Annotated in this window: 19 protein-coding genes; 11 read left to right on the top strand and 8 right to left on the bottom strand. The window is 65.0% G+C overall.

The genetic code is table 11. The features are described 5' to 3' along the window. Nucleotides 1-71 precede the first annotated feature (71 nt). The gene (locus tag FJ543_RS17300) at nt 72-455 is read left to right on the top strand and encodes a DUF1850 domain-containing protein (RefSeq protein ID WP_140618416.1); all 384 of its coding nucleotides are present in this window, start codon (nt 72-74) and stop codon (nt 453-455) included. Nucleotides 456-622: 167 nt separating this feature from the next. On the opposite strand, the gene FJ543_RS32200 is transcribed toward FJ543_RS17300, so the two are convergent. Next, complete coding sequence (locus FJ543_RS32200; protein WP_263484918.1) at nt 623-748, bottom strand: hypothetical protein; 126 nt, start codon at nt 746-748, stop codon at nt 623-625. A 2-nt stretch (nt 749-750) separates the two neighbouring features. Further along, nucleotides 751-891 carry a hypothetical protein gene (locus tag FJ543_RS17295; RefSeq protein WP_015314782.1) on the bottom strand — a complete coding sequence of 47 codons (141 nt, stop codon included), beginning with the start codon at nt 889-891 and terminating at the stop codon, nt 751-753. 400 nt (nt 892-1,291) lie between these two features. Here FJ543_RS17295 and FJ543_RS17290 point away from each other — a divergent pair, with 400 nt between their 5' ends. From FJ543_RS17290 to ligD, 3 genes are all read left to right on the top strand, one after another. After that, nucleotides 1,292-1,798: a ferritin-like domain-containing protein gene (locus FJ543_RS17290; RefSeq protein ID WP_015314781.1), complete on the top strand. Its 507-nt coding sequence runs from the start codon at nt 1,292-1,294 to the stop codon at nt 1,796-1,798. Nucleotides 1,799-1,906: 108 nt separating this feature from the next. After that, nucleotides 1,907-2,782 carry a Ku protein gene (locus FJ543_RS17285; protein ID WP_140618129.1) on the top strand — a complete coding sequence of 292 codons (876 nt, stop codon included), beginning with the start codon at nt 1,907-1,909 and terminating at the stop codon, nt 2,780-2,782. 9 nt (nt 2,783-2,791) lie between these two features. Then, nucleotides 2,792-5,332, top strand: coding sequence for a DNA ligase D (gene ligD / locus FJ543_RS17280; RefSeq protein ID WP_140876086.1), 2,541 nt, complete (start codon nt 2,792-2,794; stop codon nt 5,330-5,332). A gap of 23 nt (nt 5,333-5,355) precedes the next feature. Here the strand turns inward: ligD and FJ543_RS17275 are convergent, their stop codons facing one another. Then, on the bottom strand, nt 5,356-6,030 hold the full coding sequence (locus tag FJ543_RS17275) for a winged helix-turn-helix domain-containing protein (protein ID WP_140876084.1): 675 nt from the start codon (nt 6,028-6,030) through the stop codon (nt 5,356-5,358). Between the two features lie 68 nt (nt 6,031-6,098). Here FJ543_RS17275 and FJ543_RS17270 point away from each other — a divergent pair, with 68 nt between their 5' ends. The 3 genes from FJ543_RS17270 to FJ543_RS17260 all read left to right on the top strand — a co-directional run bounded on the left by FJ543_RS17270 (nt 6,099) and on the right by FJ543_RS17260 (nt 7,074). Next, nucleotides 6,099-6,314 (top strand): DUF1127 domain-containing protein, encoded by a 216-nt coding sequence (locus tag FJ543_RS17270; protein ID WP_140876083.1) that lies wholly within the window; start codon nt 6,099-6,101, stop codon nt 6,312-6,314. Between the two features lie 86 nt (nt 6,315-6,400). Further along, nucleotides 6,401-6,733 (top strand): NIPSNAP family protein, encoded by a 333-nt coding sequence (locus FJ543_RS17265; RefSeq protein WP_140876081.1) that lies wholly within the window; start codon nt 6,401-6,403, stop codon nt 6,731-6,733. Then, entirely contained in the window at nt 6,730-7,074 is a 345-nt protein-coding gene (locus tag FJ543_RS17260; RefSeq protein WP_140876079.1) for an antibiotic biosynthesis monooxygenase, read from the top strand. Before FJ543_RS17265 ends, FJ543_RS17260 begins: the two co-directional genes overlap by 4 nt. A gap of 134 nt (nt 7,075-7,208) precedes the next feature. On the opposite strand, the gene mbfA is transcribed toward FJ543_RS17260, so the two are convergent. Beyond that, nucleotides 7,209-8,192, bottom strand: coding sequence for an iron exporter MbfA (mbfA, locus tag FJ543_RS17250; protein ID WP_140618116.1), 984 nt, complete (start codon nt 8,190-8,192; stop codon nt 7,209-7,211). Between the two features lie 168 nt (nt 8,193-8,360). Between mbfA and FJ543_RS17245 the strand changes: the two genes are divergently transcribed. Both FJ543_RS17245 and FJ543_RS17240 read left to right on the top strand, forming a co-directional pair. Beyond that, nucleotides 8,361-8,684 (top strand): hypothetical protein, encoded by a 324-nt coding sequence (locus FJ543_RS17245; protein ID WP_140712067.1) that lies wholly within the window; start codon nt 8,361-8,363, stop codon nt 8,682-8,684. 149 nt (nt 8,685-8,833) lie between these two features. Then, nucleotides 8,834-9,808 (top strand): threonine/serine dehydratase, encoded by a 975-nt coding sequence (locus tag FJ543_RS17240; protein ID WP_140876077.1) that lies wholly within the window; start codon nt 8,834-8,836, stop codon nt 9,806-9,808. Between the two features lie 21 nt (nt 9,809-9,829). Here FJ543_RS17240 and FJ543_RS17235 read toward each other — a convergent pair whose 3' ends face one another. The 4 genes from FJ543_RS17235 to FJ543_RS17220 are packed head-to-tail and all read right to left on the bottom strand — an operon-like array spanning nt 9,830 to nt 13,549. Continuing rightward, nucleotides 9,830-10,966 carry an ABC transporter permease gene (locus FJ543_RS17235; protein ID WP_015314771.1) on the bottom strand — a complete coding sequence of 379 codons (1,137 nt, stop codon included), beginning with the start codon at nt 10,964-10,966 and terminating at the stop codon, nt 9,830-9,832. Continuing rightward, nucleotides 10,963-11,883, bottom strand: a complete 921-nt coding sequence (locus FJ543_RS17230; protein ID WP_140618109.1) for an ABC transporter ATP-binding protein — start codon at nt 11,881-11,883, stop codon at nt 10,963-10,965. The genes FJ543_RS17235 and FJ543_RS17230 overlap by 4 nt, the downstream gene beginning before the upstream one ends. Then, nucleotides 11,880-12,833: an HlyD family efflux transporter periplasmic adaptor subunit gene (locus FJ543_RS17225; RefSeq protein WP_140876075.1), complete on the bottom strand. Its 954-nt coding sequence runs from the start codon at nt 12,831-12,833 to the stop codon at nt 11,880-11,882. Before FJ543_RS17225 ends, FJ543_RS17230 begins: the two co-directional genes overlap by 4 nt. Further along, nucleotides 12,830-13,549 (bottom strand): CerR family C-terminal domain-containing protein, encoded by a 720-nt coding sequence (locus FJ543_RS17220; RefSeq protein ID WP_140876073.1) that lies wholly within the window; start codon nt 13,547-13,549, stop codon nt 12,830-12,832. Before FJ543_RS17220 ends, FJ543_RS17225 begins: the two co-directional genes overlap by 4 nt. A gap of 91 nt (nt 13,550-13,640) precedes the next feature. Between FJ543_RS17220 and FJ543_RS17215 the strand changes: the two genes are divergently transcribed. Continuing rightward, entirely contained in the window at nt 13,641-14,114 is a 474-nt protein-coding gene (locus FJ543_RS17215; protein WP_140876071.1) for a CYTH domain-containing protein, read from the top strand. Then, nucleotides 14,111-15,055 carry a CHAD domain-containing protein gene (locus FJ543_RS17210; RefSeq protein ID WP_015314766.1) on the top strand — a complete coding sequence of 315 codons (945 nt, stop codon included), beginning with the start codon at nt 14,111-14,113 and terminating at the stop codon, nt 15,053-15,055. The genes FJ543_RS17215 and FJ543_RS17210 overlap by 4 nt, the downstream gene beginning before the upstream one ends. The last annotated feature ends 9 nt before the right edge of the window (nt 15,056-15,064 follow it).

Raw genomic sequence — 15,064 nt, 5'->3', positions numbered from 1 at the left:
AAGCGAAGGTCGGCGAACGCAAAAAGCGGCACCCGGCTGGCGGCGGCGATCCTGCTCAGGCGAGAAACCGCATGAGCCTGTGCATCCTCGCCGCCGGCAAGAGCGTGACGCTCGGCGTTGCCGCCTTCACATTGTCCTGGGCGCATTCGGTGGAGCGGACGCGCTGGGAGGAAGACTGGAAGGTGACGCCCTCCGGCCTGCAAGTAGTCGAGGCCCGTATCAAGGGCTCGGGTGCCGGCATGGAGCCGCCGGAAGGTGCGGTGCTGAAGGATGGCTGGTGGGCCTATTCGCCCAAGGTCGGGCCGCAGCCCCGTCTCGTGCTGGCGGCCTCCGGCGCGACGGCCGGTGGCTGGACGCTGTGCACGTCCCAGGATTGCCGCGAACTGGGTAAGGCGGCGGGCGGCGCGATTGTGCTCCAACCCTGTGTGGCCGATCGCTTGAGCCGGCCGCGGTAGCGCGCATTCATCCGATTGGCCGCAACCAGGCGCGACGCTCTCGAAGAGGATCAGCGGCTGCACCGAAGGGTTCAGAGGGGCGGCTTGCCTGGGGAGGGCTCGTCCGCGGCGGTCACGCTGGCCTCGGCTGCTTATGTCCTATGACACCAAGCCGGCCGATGGCGGCATCAAAGACGCGGCGTTGCCGCACGCCGCCGGTCGGCCAGGACAGGGCGTTCGGCGCGATAGGCGGTGGCGCGGCTGTCGGCGTCCGGCCTGCAGATGCGGCTGTTGTGTCGGCTTTCGAAGCTCATGGTCAGTGTGCGCCCAGCGACGTGCCGCGACGGGCGCAGGCCGGACCGGGGCCACGCATGTAATAGCGCTCGGGCCGATAGGTCGGCGCGACGAATTCGCGGATGGCGGCGGCATAGCCGATGAGTTGCGTGAGGAAGTTCATTTTACCTGGTCCCTGTCCCGATTTTCGGACGTCCCTTCCGAAGTGCGAGAACGATAGCATCGAGGCGTGAATACTCAGTGAACGTGATGTTAATTTTTGGTCGAAAACCCGTCGCTTCATGGCCGGATTGCGGCTGATTCGGGGTGTTTCGACGCCTTTTGTCACCATTTCGGTTGGTGTGACTTTTGCATCACATATGTTTCGTTTGAATGTCGCCTTGGTGCGCTTGTGTTTCAACTTTCGTGCCGTCCGGGAATTTCGTTGCCGTGCGGCCGCGAGCGTTCGGAACCGGCCCCACCAATGGACGTTGAGTCGCAGGACCGGCATTGCCGGCTCACAGGCACTGCCCAGGCAGGGCGGGATCTCCCGAACAAGCAAGAGCAATGGAAAGGCTGAAATCATGGGCTTCTTTTCGAAGGACATCAAAACGCTGGACGACCTCTTCGTGCACACGCTGCGCGACATCTATTATGCCGAAAAGCAGATCGAGAAGGCGCTGCCGAAGATGGTCGACAAGGCAACCGATCCGCAATTGAAGGCCGGCTTCGAAAAACACCTCGAGCAGACCAAGGGCCATATCGAACGCGTCGAGCAGGTGTTCGAGCTGCATGGCGTCAAGGCCAAGCAGGTCAACTGCCCGGCCATCGACGGCATTCTCGAGGAGGCCGACGACGTCAGCGGCGATGTTGACGACAAGGACGTTCTGGATGCCGCGCTGATCGCCTCCGCGCAGGCCGTCGAGCACTATGAAATGACCCGCTACGGCACCTTGATCGCCTGGGCCAAGCAGCTCGGCCGCAGCGACTGCGCCAATGTGCTGGCCAAGAATCTCAAGGAAGAGCAGGCGACGGATCGCAAGCTGACCGAAATCGCGGAAAGCAAGATCAACCTGCAGGCCGCTGAATAGGGGCTGAAAGCCGGGGCCGGCGGCAACCGCGCCGGCCCTGGCCGACCGGGTTGGAACCGAGCGGGGTGGTCGCCCGTTCCAGCTGATCTTTCTCAAGGGGAAATCATCATGGCGCCGCGCCCGGCCTGGAAAGGCTATCTGAAGCTCTCGCTGGTCACCTGCGCCATCGAACTGACCAACGTGGTCACCCATGCCGACAAGGTCTCGTTCCACATTTTGAACCGCAAGACCGGCAATACGGTGAAGCGGATCTATGTCGACGCCGAGACCGGCAAACCGGTGGAGGACGGCGACGAGATCAAGGGATACGAGATCGAAAAGGGCGACTTCGTCCATATAGAGGAGGACGAGATCGAGGCGGTGCAGATCGAAACCTCGCACACGATGAGCCTCGACGGCTTCGTCGACAAATCCTCGATCCGGCAGATCTATCTCGACACCCCCTACTATGTCGCGCCGGCCGACAAGGTTTCGGAGGAGGCGTTCGCCGTCATCCGCGACGCGATGGCGGGCAAGAAGATGGCCGGGCTGGCGCGCATCGTCCTTTATCGACGCGAGCGTCCGGTGGTCATCGAGCCGCTCGGCAAGGGCATGGTGCTGACCACGCTGCGCTACGACAACACGGTGCGCCAGCCGGAGACCGTCTTCGGCGACATCGAGGCGGTGAAGACCGACCAGGAGATGACCGATCTGGCCGAGCTCATCATCGACAAGAAGAAGACCAAGTTCGATCCCTCGAAATTCGACGACAAATATGAGGAAGCCCTGCTCGAGCTGATCCGCGCCAAGAAGGCGGGGCACAAGGCGCCCAAGGCCAAGGAGGCGCCCAAACCCTCCAATGTCGTCAACCTGTTCGACGCGCTGAAGAAGAGCTTGTCGTCGGATTCGGGTTCAGGACAAACCAAGTCGTCCCCGGCGAAAGCCAAGCCGGCGGCCAAACGTGCCAAGGCGAAAAGCGTTGCGCCGAAGCGCAAATCGGCCTGAGGATACGAGATGGCCAGCAGCCTCGAACAGTATCATTCGAAGCGCGACTTCAAGAAGACCGCCGAGCCGGCCGGCAAGGTTGCGCGCGGCAAGAAGGCCGGCGGCATCTTCGTCGTCCAGAAGCATGCCGCCACAAGGCTGCATTACGATTTTCGCCTTGAGCATGACGGCGTGCTGTGGAGCTGGGCGGTGACGCGCGGTCCGAGCCTCGACCCGCACGAAAAGCGGCTGGCCGTGCATGTGGAGGATCATCCCATCGACTATGCCGGCTTCGAAGGCACCATCCCCAAGGGCGAATATGGCGGCGGCTCGGTCCTCGTCTGGGACGAGGGCGCCTGGATGCCCGACGGCGATCCGGCCAAGATGATGGCGAAGGGCCACATCAACTTCGAGCTCGAGGGCCACAAGCTGCGTGGCAAATGGCATCTGGTGCGGCTGCGGCCGCGGCCCGGCGAAAAACGCGACAACTGGCTGCTGATCAAGTCGGACGATGCCGCCGCACGCCCCGGCGAGGATATTCTGCAAGACGAGCCGAAATCGGTGAAATCAGGCCTGACGATCGAGGAGGTCGGCGAAGGCAAGGCGGCCAAGGGCGAGAAGCCGAAGGTCTGGCATTCGAACAAGCCGGCCGCCGGCAAGGCCAAGACCGGCGGCAAGAAGCTCGATTTCATCGAGCCACAGCTCGCCACGCTGGAGCGCGACGCACCGTCGGGCCAGGACTGGCTGCATGAGGTGAAGTTCGACGGCTACCGCATGCAGGCACAGATCGCCGGCACCGACGTTCGGCTACTGACCCGCACCGGGCTGGACTGGACGGAAAAATTCGGCGGCGAGATTGCGGCCGAACTCGCCGGGCTGAAATGCAGCGACGCCATCCTCGACGGCGAGATCGTCGTGCTGGCCGACAGCGGCGTGTCGTCCTTCGCGCTGCTGCAGCAGGATCTGTCGGCGAAGCGGACGAACCGCTTCATCTATTACGTCTTCGACCTGATGCGGCTCGACGGCAAGGATTTGCGCCGCGAGCCGCTTGTCGAGCGCAAGCAGGCCCTGCAGGCGCTGCTCGGCGAGCCGTCCGACACCGCGGCGGTGCGTTTTTCCGACCATTTTGCCGAACCCGGCAAGATCATGCTGGAACATGCCTGCCGCATGGGGCTGGAAGGCGTCGTCTCAAAACGCGCCGATGCGCCCTATCGCAGTGGGCGCGGTCCGGCATGGGTCAAATCGAAATGCACGGCACGGCAGGAATTCGTCATTGGCGGCTATCTGCCGTCGGACAAGACCGGACGCGGCCTGCGCTCGCTGCTGGTCGGCTATTTCGAAGGCGGCAGCCTGCACTATGCCGGCCGTGTCGGCACCGGCTTCTCCACCAAGAGCGCCAACGACTTGAAGAAGAAGCTCGATGCGCTGAAGGCGGACGCCTCGCCCTTCGATGCGGCCGTGCCGAAGGGCAAGGGCCTGGTCTGGGTCAAGCCGGAACTGGTCGGTGAAGTGGAGTTTCGCAGCTGGACGTCGGACCGTATAATACGCCATGCTTCGTTCCAGGGGCTGCGCGAGGACAAGCCGGCGGAGGAAGTCGTGCAGGAAAAGCCCAATGCAACGGGAACAGGGGCAACGGGAACCAAAACAGCGACAGGCAAAAGCCCCGCCAAGGCCAAGCCTGCGGCAGGCAGCGCCAATACGGCAGCAACGGCGGCGAAAACGACCGTGAAGCTCTCCCACCCGGACAAGCTTCTGTGGCCCGACGAAAAGATCTCGAAGCAGGCGCTGCTCGATCATTACGCGCTGGTATGGCCGCGCATGAAGCAATTCGTGGTCGACCGCCCGCTCAGCCTGGTCCGGGCGCCCGATGGTGTCGGCGGCCAGCGCTTCTTCCAGAAGCATGCCTCGCCGGGCATGCATGCGAAGATCGAGAAGACCAAGGATCCCACGGATGGCGAGGAAATCCTGTTCATCCGCGATTTCGACGGCATCGCGGCGCTGGTCCAGCTCGGCGTGGTCGAGATCCACATCTGGGGCTGCACCATCGACAAGCTTGAACAGCCCGACCAGATCGTCTTCGACCTCGACCCCGACGAGGGCGTCGACGTGAAGGCGGTGCGCGAGGCGGCGCTCGACATCAGGGGCAAGCTCGACGAGCTGTCGCTGCCCAATTTCGTCAAGACATCGGGCGGCAAGGGCTTTCACATCGTCGTTCCGCTGAAGCCGTCGGCGGATTGGGCCGAGGTCAAAGGCTTCGCCCATGATTTCGCCAGGGCGCTGGAGCAAGGCGCACCGGACCGCTACACCGCGACGCTGTCGAAGAAGGCGCGCACGGGGAAGATCTTCATCGACTACCTGCGCAACGGCAGCGGCGCGACCACCGTCGCGCCCTACTCCTCGCGCGCCAAGAAGGGCGCGACGGTGTCGATGCCGGTGACCTGGGCCGAGATCGAGGCCGGCCTGCCGCCGAACGCCTTCCCGATCGGCGACAAGACGACGCTGAAACGGCTCTCGGAAGCCGATCCATGGGTGGATTTCTTCAAGAAGGGTAAGGTGCTGAAGCGCGGCTAGCTCGACTTTCGGCGCCGCCGACCTCACCCCAAAAACACCCTGTCGAACGCCTGCTTGCCCGGCGGCGAGAAAATCACCGCGCGGCTGTCCTTCTCGCGGCGCGCCCATTTCTCGGCAAGGATCTTGTCGAGGATGGCGGCGCCAAGCGTCCCGGCGAGGTGCGAGCGCCGCACGCTCCAGTCGAGGCAGGCGCGGCACACCGGCCGCCGCGGCTTGGTGTAGACATCAATGCCGATCGCCGCGAAATGCGATGCGGCGGACGGCCCGAGCCTGATCTCCTTGTCGTCGCGGACCAGTATGTTTTTCTCGACGAGGCGTTCCAGCATAGCAACGGCCTGCTCGCCGGCGAGGTGATCGTAGCAGACGCGCGCGACGCGCATCGCGCCGTCGCGCGGACCCGGCCGCACGCGCCTGGGGCCAACGGCTTCCGCCACGCCGGTGATGGCCTCGATCATGCCGGCCACTTGCGGGCCGGCCAGACCGTAATAGCGATGCCGGCCCTGGCTGGCCAAGGTCAACAGCCCGCCCTCCATCAGCTTGGACAGATGCGAGGAGGCGGTCGGCAGCGACACGCCGGCCTCCAGCGCCAGTTCGCTCGCGGTCAATGCCGTGCCGCCCATCAGGGCGTTCAGCATGTTGGCGCGGGCCGGATCGCCGACCAGGCTGGCGATGCGGGCAATGTCGGGTCCTTCACGCATGGTTTGATCCTCATCGAAGCATTCTTGTCAGATAACCATTATTCTCCGACGGGATCAAGGAGACGAGGATGGCCGCACGAACCGCTTTCACCCCCGAACCGGTGCCCCGCCGCCAATCGTTCCCGTTCGTCACCTGGGTCCGCTCACGGCTGCTGGCCCGCTGGTACGACCGCCATTCGCAGCGCCGCGACCTCTCGGAGATCGACGACCACCTACTGCGTGACCTCGGCCTGACACGGGAGGACGTGCGCCGCGAATGCGCGAAATCCTTCTGGCAGGCGTGATCGCCAAATCATCTGCCTAGCAGATCGGGTGGCACGACGTTTCGACGCCGCCCGAACTGTCGCCGCTAAACACCAAGGAGCCGACCATGACCATCACCTGCTTCATCCGCTATGAGATCGACCCGTTCGGCAAGGCCGCCTTCGAGGAGTATGCCCGCAACTGGGGTCAGGCCATTCCGCGCTGCGGCGCCGATCTGATCGGCTATTTCGCGCCGCATGAGGGCTCGGCCACGACGGCCTATGCCGCCTACAACATCGAAAGCCTCGCCGCCTATGAAGCCTACCGCGCCCGGCTTGCCGCAGACCCCGCCGGCAAGGCAAACTATGAATTCGCCAAGCGCGAACGCTTCATCCTCAAGGAGGACCGCATGTTCCTGAAACTGGCTTCCGGCCCGCATGCGCCGCTGGTGAGGACATGATCGCCGTCATCTTCGAGGTGCAGCCTGCGGAGGGCCGGCGCGAGGCCTATCTGGGCATAGCCGCCGACCTGCGGCCGCTGCTCGACGGCATTGACGGCTTCATCTCCGTCGAGCGCTTCCAGAGCCTGGCCGACCCGGACCGGGTGCTGTCGCTGTCGTTCTGGCGCGACGAGGAGGCGGTGAAGGCCTGGCGCAACACCGAAGAGCACCGGCAGGCGCAGCGGGCCGGGCGCGGCGGTATCTTTGCCGGCTATCGATTGCGGATCGCGCACGTGGTGCGCGACTACGGATTGACCGAGAGGGACGAGGCGCCAGCGGACAGCCGGGCCGTGAATGGGTGAGAGTTATTGGGCTGACGTTGGCGCCGCCCAGCGTTGGGAGCCAGCGCCGCAGCCAGCCTCCTTCTCCCCGTCACTATACGGGGAGAAGTGCCCGGCAGGGCGATGAGGGGCAGCGTCGATCTTCGCCACTTTGTTTACGCATTCCCGATCAGCACGCCCGCCGCGAACACCAGGGCGCCGCCCAGCACCACCTGGAAGGCGGCGCGCAGGAACGGGGTCTGCATGTAGCGGTTCTGGACGAAGGCGATGGCCCACAGTTCGAAGAACACCACCACGGCGGCTACCGCCGTCGCGGTCCAGAAATGCGGGATGAGATAGGGCAGCGCGTGGCCGAGGCCGCCGAGCGTCGTCATGACGCCGACGGTCAGGCCGCGCTTGATCGGCGAACCCCTGCCCGACAGCTTGCCGTCGTCGGAAGCGACCTCGGTGAAACCCATCGAGATACCGGCGCCGATCGAGGCGGCGAGACCGACCAGAAGCGTCTGCCAGGTGTCATGGGTGGCAAAGGCGGCGGCGAAGATCGGCGCCAGCGTCGACACCGACCCGTCCATCAGCCCGGCCAGGCCCGGCTGCACATAGGTGAGGATGAACTGGCGCTGCTCGGCGGTCGCCTCCTCGACCTTGACTTCGCCCGGCACGTGTTTCTGCTCCAGCGCATGCGCCGAGCTTTCATGGCCCTGTTCGGCCGCGGCCAGATCGTCGAGCAGCTTGCGGGTCGAGGCGTCGGTGGTGCGCTTGGCCGCCTCGACATAGAACAGATAGGCCTGCCGCTCCATCGCCTCGGCCTGGCGGCGCACGGCCTCGATGCCGAGCGGCCGCACAAGCCAGTCGGGCTTGCGCTCGAAATAGCCCCTCACATGTTCACGGCGGATCAGCGGAATGCGCTCGCCGAAACGCTTGCGGAAGAGTTCGATCAGCGAGTCGCGATGGCCGTCTTCTTCCTCGGCCATGGCCTCGAAGAGTTTGGCCGATTGCGGAAAAGTCTCGGACAATCCGTCCGCATAGGCTCGGTAGATACGCCCGTCATCCTCCTCCGATGAAATGGCCAGCGCCAGGATCTCCTGTTCGGAGAGCGATTCGAAGGAGCGGCGGCCGAAGCCGAAAACACGGGAAAGCATGAGGAAATCACCCTAGTTTAGAATTGTTCTAAACTATGATTTGCAACGTCCTTGGTCAATCGTGCGCTTGGCCACGGTCAAGAATAGTTGAGCCGCACCGGGCATCACTCTTCATTATCAGCGAATGTTAACCTATATATCGGGTCAAGCCAAAAAAGGAACGAGCTGATGACGGCCAAGAAGCCTCCGCACCCCTACGACCCGAAACCGGTCCTCGATCTCATCGCCAGCATCGAGGCCGACCTGCAGCGCCTGAAGGGGCTGGTCGAGCAGCAGATCGAGAAATTCGACCCCGCCAACCCGCACAACAAGGCACCCGACGGCAAGCTGACCGAGGAAGGCGTCGAGTGCTGCTACCGCATGTTCGACGAGGGCAAGTCGCGCTATTCGGTCGCCCAGCAGATGAAGATCTCGTTTGCCGCCGCCACGCATCGGTTCAACAATTGGCGCAAGCTGGGCGGCAGCAAGCGGCAGCGGACATTGCTGGGGTGAATTTCGATATGCGGGCGTGATGGCCGCAACGCTGGATGTGTTTGTGTCTTGATCACAATCGCGAACTTTGTCCCGGTCACATCTTTTCGTTGGCATCGAGCGCGCCTTTGCGTGCACCATGGCCGGATCGCATCGCCACAGGACCCGCCATGACCACCCCTCCCGGCATCGCCGACATCCATGCCGCCGCAGCGCGCCTCTCGGGCCTGATCGTCGAGACCCCCTTGATCGAATCGCAGGAACTGAACAGGCAGTTCGGCGGCCGCATCCTGTTCAAGCCGGAGACGCTGCAGCGCACCGGCTCGTTCAAGTTCCGCGGTGCCTACAACAAGCTGTCGACGCTGAGCGAGGCGGAGCGCTCGCGTGGCGTCGTCGCTTTCTCTTCGGGCAATCACGCGCAAGGCGTGGCGGCTTCCGCCGCCATGTTCGGCGTCAAGGCGGTCATCGCCATGCCGGCGGATGCACCTGACATGAAGATCGCCAATGTCCGCAAGATGGGCGCCGAGGTGGTGCCCTTCGACCGTTTCAAGGACGATTGCATGACGGTGGTGCGCCCCTATCTCGACAAGGGCATGGCGTTGGTGCCGCCCTTCGACGATCCGGCCATCATTGCCGGCCAGGGCACGATCGGACTGGAGCTGGTGAGGCAGGCGCGGGCGCTGGGTGTCTCGCTCGACGCGGTCGTCATCCCCTGTGGCGGCGGCGGCCTGACCAGCGGCATCTCGGTTGCCGTGAAGGATACCTCGCCCGGCACCGCGATCTGGGCGGTCGAACCCGAGCATTTCGACGACACGCGCCGCTCGCTGGCGGCGGGCGCCAGGGTTTCGAACGAGCCTGGCCACAGTTCGATCTGCGACGCCATCCTCACCGCCGAGCCGGGCGCGATCACCTTCGAGATCAACCGCCGCAACCTCGCCGGCGCCGTCGCCGTCTCAGAGGATGCCGTCAGGCGGGCGATGCGCGACGCCATGGCCTATCTCAAGCTGGTGGTCGAGCCCGGCGGCTGCGTCGCGCTGGCGGCGCTGTCGTCGGGCGAGATCGAGCTGTCGGGCAAATGCGTCGCCGTGGTGCTGTCCGGCGGCAATGTCGATTTCGGCACCTATGCCGGGATCATGGCGGCGTAGGGCGGCACAGGTCAGCTCTCGTCAGTCCAGCGTGCGCCTGAACCGCACCAGCGCCACGCCGGCGAACAGCGCCACGAAAACCGCCAGCCAGCCGATCTCGGTCGCCACCGCCGGCAGTTGCGCGCCCTTCAGCATCACCGCGCGGGTGATGCGCAGAAAATGCGTCAGCGGGAAGATCTCGCCGAAGGTCTGCGCCCAGTCCGGCATGCCGCGATAGGGGAACATGAAGCCCGACAGCATGATCGAGGGCAGGAAGAAGAAGAAGGTGAGCTGAAGCGCCTGCATCTGCGTGCGTGCGATCGTCGAGATCGTGTAGCCGAGCAGCACCAGCGACAGCACGAACACCAGCACCGCCGACAAAAGGAGCGTCATCGAGCCGGTGAAGGGGATGGCGAACAGAAGCTTCGACGCCGCCAGCACCACCACCACCTGCACCGCGCCGACCGCCAGGTAGGGCAGCACCTTGCCCATCATGATCTCCAGCGGGCTCGACGGCATCGCCAGGAGATTTTCCATCGTGCCGCGCTCGGTCTCGCGCGTCAGCGCGATCGAGGTCATCATCACCATGGTCATCTGCAGGATGACGCCGAGCAGGCCGGGCACGATGTTGTATTGCGAGATGCCTTCGGGGTTGTAGCGACGGTGGACGACGACATCGAGCTGGCCCCGGGCGGCTTCCGCCGCGGCTTCCTGCGTGCCCTGCGCTCTCAGCAGCGCCTGGCCGGCGATGGTGCCGAGCGTCGAGATGGCGCCGCTGGCCACCGCCGGATCGGTGGCGTCGGCCTCGATCAGGATTTGCGGCTTGTCGCCGCGCTCGACGCGCCGGGCGAAATCGGCCGGGATGGTGACGACGAAGGCGACGTCGCCGCGCGCCATCAGGAACTCGGCCTCCTCGGCGCTTTGCGCGACATGGTCGAAGCGGTAGTAACCGGTGGTCTGCAGCGCCGCGACCATGGCGCGGGTATAGGGATCGCTGCTGGTCGCCACCAGGGCCGCCGGCAGGCTCTTCGGGTCGTTGTTGATGGCGTAGCCGAACAGGACGAGCTGGATCAGCGGCACGCCCAGCATCATGGCGAAGGTGATGCGGTCGCGCCGCATCTGGATGAACTCCTTGATCAGCAGGGCGCCGAGCCTGGCGAAGGAAAAGACGCTGTTCATGCCATGTTGTCCTTCGATCCCGACATGAACTGGATGAAGACATCCTCCAGGCTGGTTTCGCCCGGCGTCACCGTTACGCCCTTGTGCTCTCTCTCGACGTCGGCAAGCGCGGCCTCGAGCTTCTCGCGGTCGGAACCGACGACGTGCAGCGTCGCGCCGAACGGCGCCACCTGGTCGACGCCGGGGCGGCCTTGCAGCGCTTGCGCCACCTCGTCGAGCTTTGGACCCTGCAGCACGAAGGTGGTCAGGCCTGCATTCTTCACCACCTCGGCGACGGTGCCGGTGGCCAGCATCCTGCCATAGGAGATGTAGCTGATGCGGTGGCAGCGCTCGGCCTCGTCCATGTAATGAGTGGAGACCAGCACGGTCAGCCCGCCGCTCGCCAGGCGATGGATCTCGTCCCAGAACTCGCGCCGCGCCTTCGGATCGACGCCGGCCGTCGGCTCGTCCAGCAGCAGCAGTTTCGGCTTGTGCATGATGCAGGCGGCCAGCGCCAGCCGCTGCTTCCAGCCGCCGGACAAGGTGCCGGCCAGCTGGTTGCGGCGCGTCGTCAGGCCGAGCTCCTCCAGCGTGCGCGAGACATAGTCCTCGACCGGCCGCAGCCGGTAGAGCCGCGCCACGAATTCGAGGTTCTCGCCAATCGTCAGATCCTCGTAGAAGGAGAATTTCTGCGTCATGTAGCCGACTTCGCGCTTGATCCTGAGGCTGTCGGTGCGGATGTTGAAGCCCAGCACCGTGCCTTCGCCCTCGTCCGGCGTCAGCAGGCCGCACATGATGCGGATGGTGGTGGTCTTGCCCGAGCCGTTGGGGCCGAGGAAGCCGACGATCTCGCCCTCGGCGACCGACATCGTCACATGGTCGACGACGGTCTTGTCGCCGAAGCGTTTGACCAGGCCGTGAACGTCGATGGCGTTCATTTTCCCGTATCCGCGAGATCGACATCGACGATCTGGCCGGGCTGCAGCGGCCCCGCATCGCCCTCCGGCCGCGCCTCGACGAGGTAGACCAGCTTCTGCCGGTTCTCCAGGGAGTAGATCACCGGCGGGGTGAATTCGGGATCGGGCGAGACATAGCTGACGCGCGCCTTCACCTCCGGGCCACAGCCGTCGCAATGGACGCTGAGCAGGCTGCCGACCTTGACCGAGGAGAAGGCGCTTTCCGGAATATAGACGCTGAGCTTCACCGCGCCGTCGGGAAGCACCGAGATGACCGGCGCGGTCGGACCCGCCGTGTCGCCGGGATTGCGGATGACGTCGTTGACGCGGCCGGGCGAAGGCGCCGCCAACACCCGTTTGGAGAGCCGCCATTGCGCCTGATCCAGCGCCGCCTGCGCCTGTTTGACCTGATTGTCGGCGGCCTTGATCGTCTCGGCGCGCGCCGGCAGCCCGCCGACCGCCAGGTTGGCCTCCGACTGGCCGACCTGCGCATTGGCCGTCTCCAGCGTCGCGGAAGCCGTGTCGAAATCTGCTTGCGTGCCGGCGCCCCGTTTGAACAGGTCGCTGGCGCGGTCGAATTTTCGCTTGGCGTCGGCGGCCTGTGCCTTGGTCATGTCGACCTCGGCCTTCAGCACGGCGATCTCTTCCGGCCGCTTGCCGACCTGGAGATCGGCATACTGCGCCTGCGCCTGGGCCAGCGCCGCCTGCGCTTGCGCCACCGCGATCTTGGCGTCGGCATTTTCGAGTGTCACCACGGTGGCTCCCGGCGTGACGCGGTCGCCTCGCTTCACCGCCACCGTCTCGACCTGCGCCACCTCGATCGGCGCCAGGAGCACATAATCGCCCTCGACATAACCGACGGCGAGCGGTGCCGCCGGCGCGCAGGCACCGAACAATTGCGCGGCGAGCGGCAGCGAACACAGAAAGCTCATTGTTTTAATCCCTTCATCCCTGGCCCCTTCCGGGCGGCCAGTATGGCGCCGAGATTGTCCGTGGTGACCGCCACCACCTTGGCGACCTCGGCGGCGCCGATGTCGCGCCAGCCCATGCGGCGCATGACAGCCTCGCGGCCGATGCGGAAATAGATGACCTGGCCGATCAACGTGAACACGGTGAGCCGGGTGCGTTCACTCTCGGCCGGCTCGCCGGTGGCCTGCTCCCACATCTGGCACAGCCGGCGGTGCGTCGGCTCGAAGACACCGTCATAGATGCGGTCGAGCGCCGCCGTCGGATGCGACAGCTCGCGCAGCACGAATTGCACGATTTCTCCGGCCTGCGGCTGTGCCACGATGAAGCCGACCATCCGCTCGAGTGCCGTGAAGAGCTGCGCGCGCGCCGCCTCAGGATCGCTTGCCGCCGCCTGTCCGTGGCCGAGCCCCTCGCCGGCGCCCAGTGCCTGCCCTGCGACGCCCTGGATGGTCTCGACGATGAAGTCGGCGGCAGCGGCGCGAAGACCTTCCTTGCCGCCGAAATGATAGGCGATCGAGCCGATATTGGCCCCCGCCTCGGCGGCAATTTCGCGCGTCGAGGTGCCGTCGAAGCCCTGCCGCCCGAACAGTTTCAACGCCGCCTGGACAAGCGCGGCGCGCGTCGGCTCTGCCGGGGAGGTCTCGCGGCGGGGTCTCTTGGCGTCTGGCAATTTGATCATGCTAAAGACCTTAATCAATCGATTGATTAAGGTCAACTTGTGTGCGGCGCTGTCTTGCCATCGCGCGCGGCAACCGCTTTAGTGCGCGGCCATGGGCAAGGAAGTCGAGCGTAAGTTCCTGGTCTCCGGCACCGCATGGCGGGATCTGGCGGAAGCGGATATCCGCATTCTCCAGTTCTACCTCGCCACGGCACCCGGGCGAACCGTCCGCATCCGCATCAGTGATGGCGCCTCCGCCAAGCTGACGCTCAAATTCGGCAGCAGCGCGCGCGAGCGCGACGAATTCGAATACCCGATCCCGCTGGCGGAGGCGGTGGAGATGCTGGACTTCGCCATCGGACGTGTCATCGAGAAGACACGTCACCATGTTAGGCATCGCGGCTATCTCTATGAAGTCGATGTCTTTGGCGGTGCACTGGCGGGACTTGTGGTGGCCGAGCTCGAGACGCCGGAAGAGGTTCCGGACGAAATGCTGCCTGACTGGCTCGGCCGGGAAGTGACCGGCGAGCAGAAATTCTACAACGCGTCGCTCGCCCTCGGGGGGATACCGGAGATCGCCGCATGAGCTTTCGTATCGATCCGCGCCTGCCGCTGACCGGCGAGGTCAGGCGTATCCTTGCCGAGGAGATCGGCAAGGCCCTGCTGCATCTGGAGACCGCGCACACCCGGCCGGAACAGGGGCTGCACAAGTGCCGCAAGCGGCTGAAAAGCGCGCGTGCCTTGTTGCGCTTGGTTCGTTCCGGTGACGAAACATTCTGCACTACGGAAAACCAGTGCTATCGCAATGTCGCGGCGCTGCTTGCCGGTCCGCGTGAAGCCACGGCCCTGATCGAAACCATCGATCGGCTGGCGGCGGGCTTCGCCAGGGAAAGCGTCGATGGCGGGCTTGATGCCGTGCGCGACAGGTTGATCGCACGCCAGCATGATCTGCACGAAGGCGCCGGCCTGAAGGCGGCGATCGGGGCGGCCACCGCCGCCTGCGAAGACGGCCTGAAGCGCATCGAAACCCTTGCTTTGCCCGATCAGCCGGAACAGGCCGCCGACGTGCTTGCCGAAGGCGCCCGCGTCGCCTTGCGCCGCGCCAGGAAGGCGCTCGACAAGGCCGGCACGCGCGGTGAAGCCGACGATTTCCATGACCTGCGCAAGGCGGCCAAGACGCATGGCATGCACCTGTCGCTGCTGGGCAGGCTGTGGCCGACCCCGATCAAGGCGCGGCGCAAGGCCGTGGATGAACTGGGGGAGCGGCTCGGTGAACTGCATGATGTGTTCGTCATGCGCGCGCTGCTCGAGGCGGACAGCGAGCCGCTGGGGCCGCCCGAGGACACAAAACTTCTCGGCAAGTTGCTGAAGCGCTCGGAAAAGAGCCTCAGGAAAGCCTGTCTCGCCGAGGCAGCCGAACTGTTCGGCGACAGCCCCAGGCACGCGACGAAAAAGCTCGCCCGCAAGGCACGCGACGATCTCGCCGGCGCCTCGTCCGCGGATGATCTTGCCGCCTCTGCCGGCTGATGGGCGGCG

Origin of the sequence: Mesorhizobium sp. B2-5-7 (assembly GCF_006440875.1) — a bacterium.
GTDB lineage: Bacteria > Pseudomonadota > Alphaproteobacteria > Rhizobiales > Rhizobiaceae > Mesorhizobium > Mesorhizobium australicum.
Note: the sequence above shows the minus strand (reverse complement) of the source record. Positions and strands in the feature narration are given on the sequence as shown.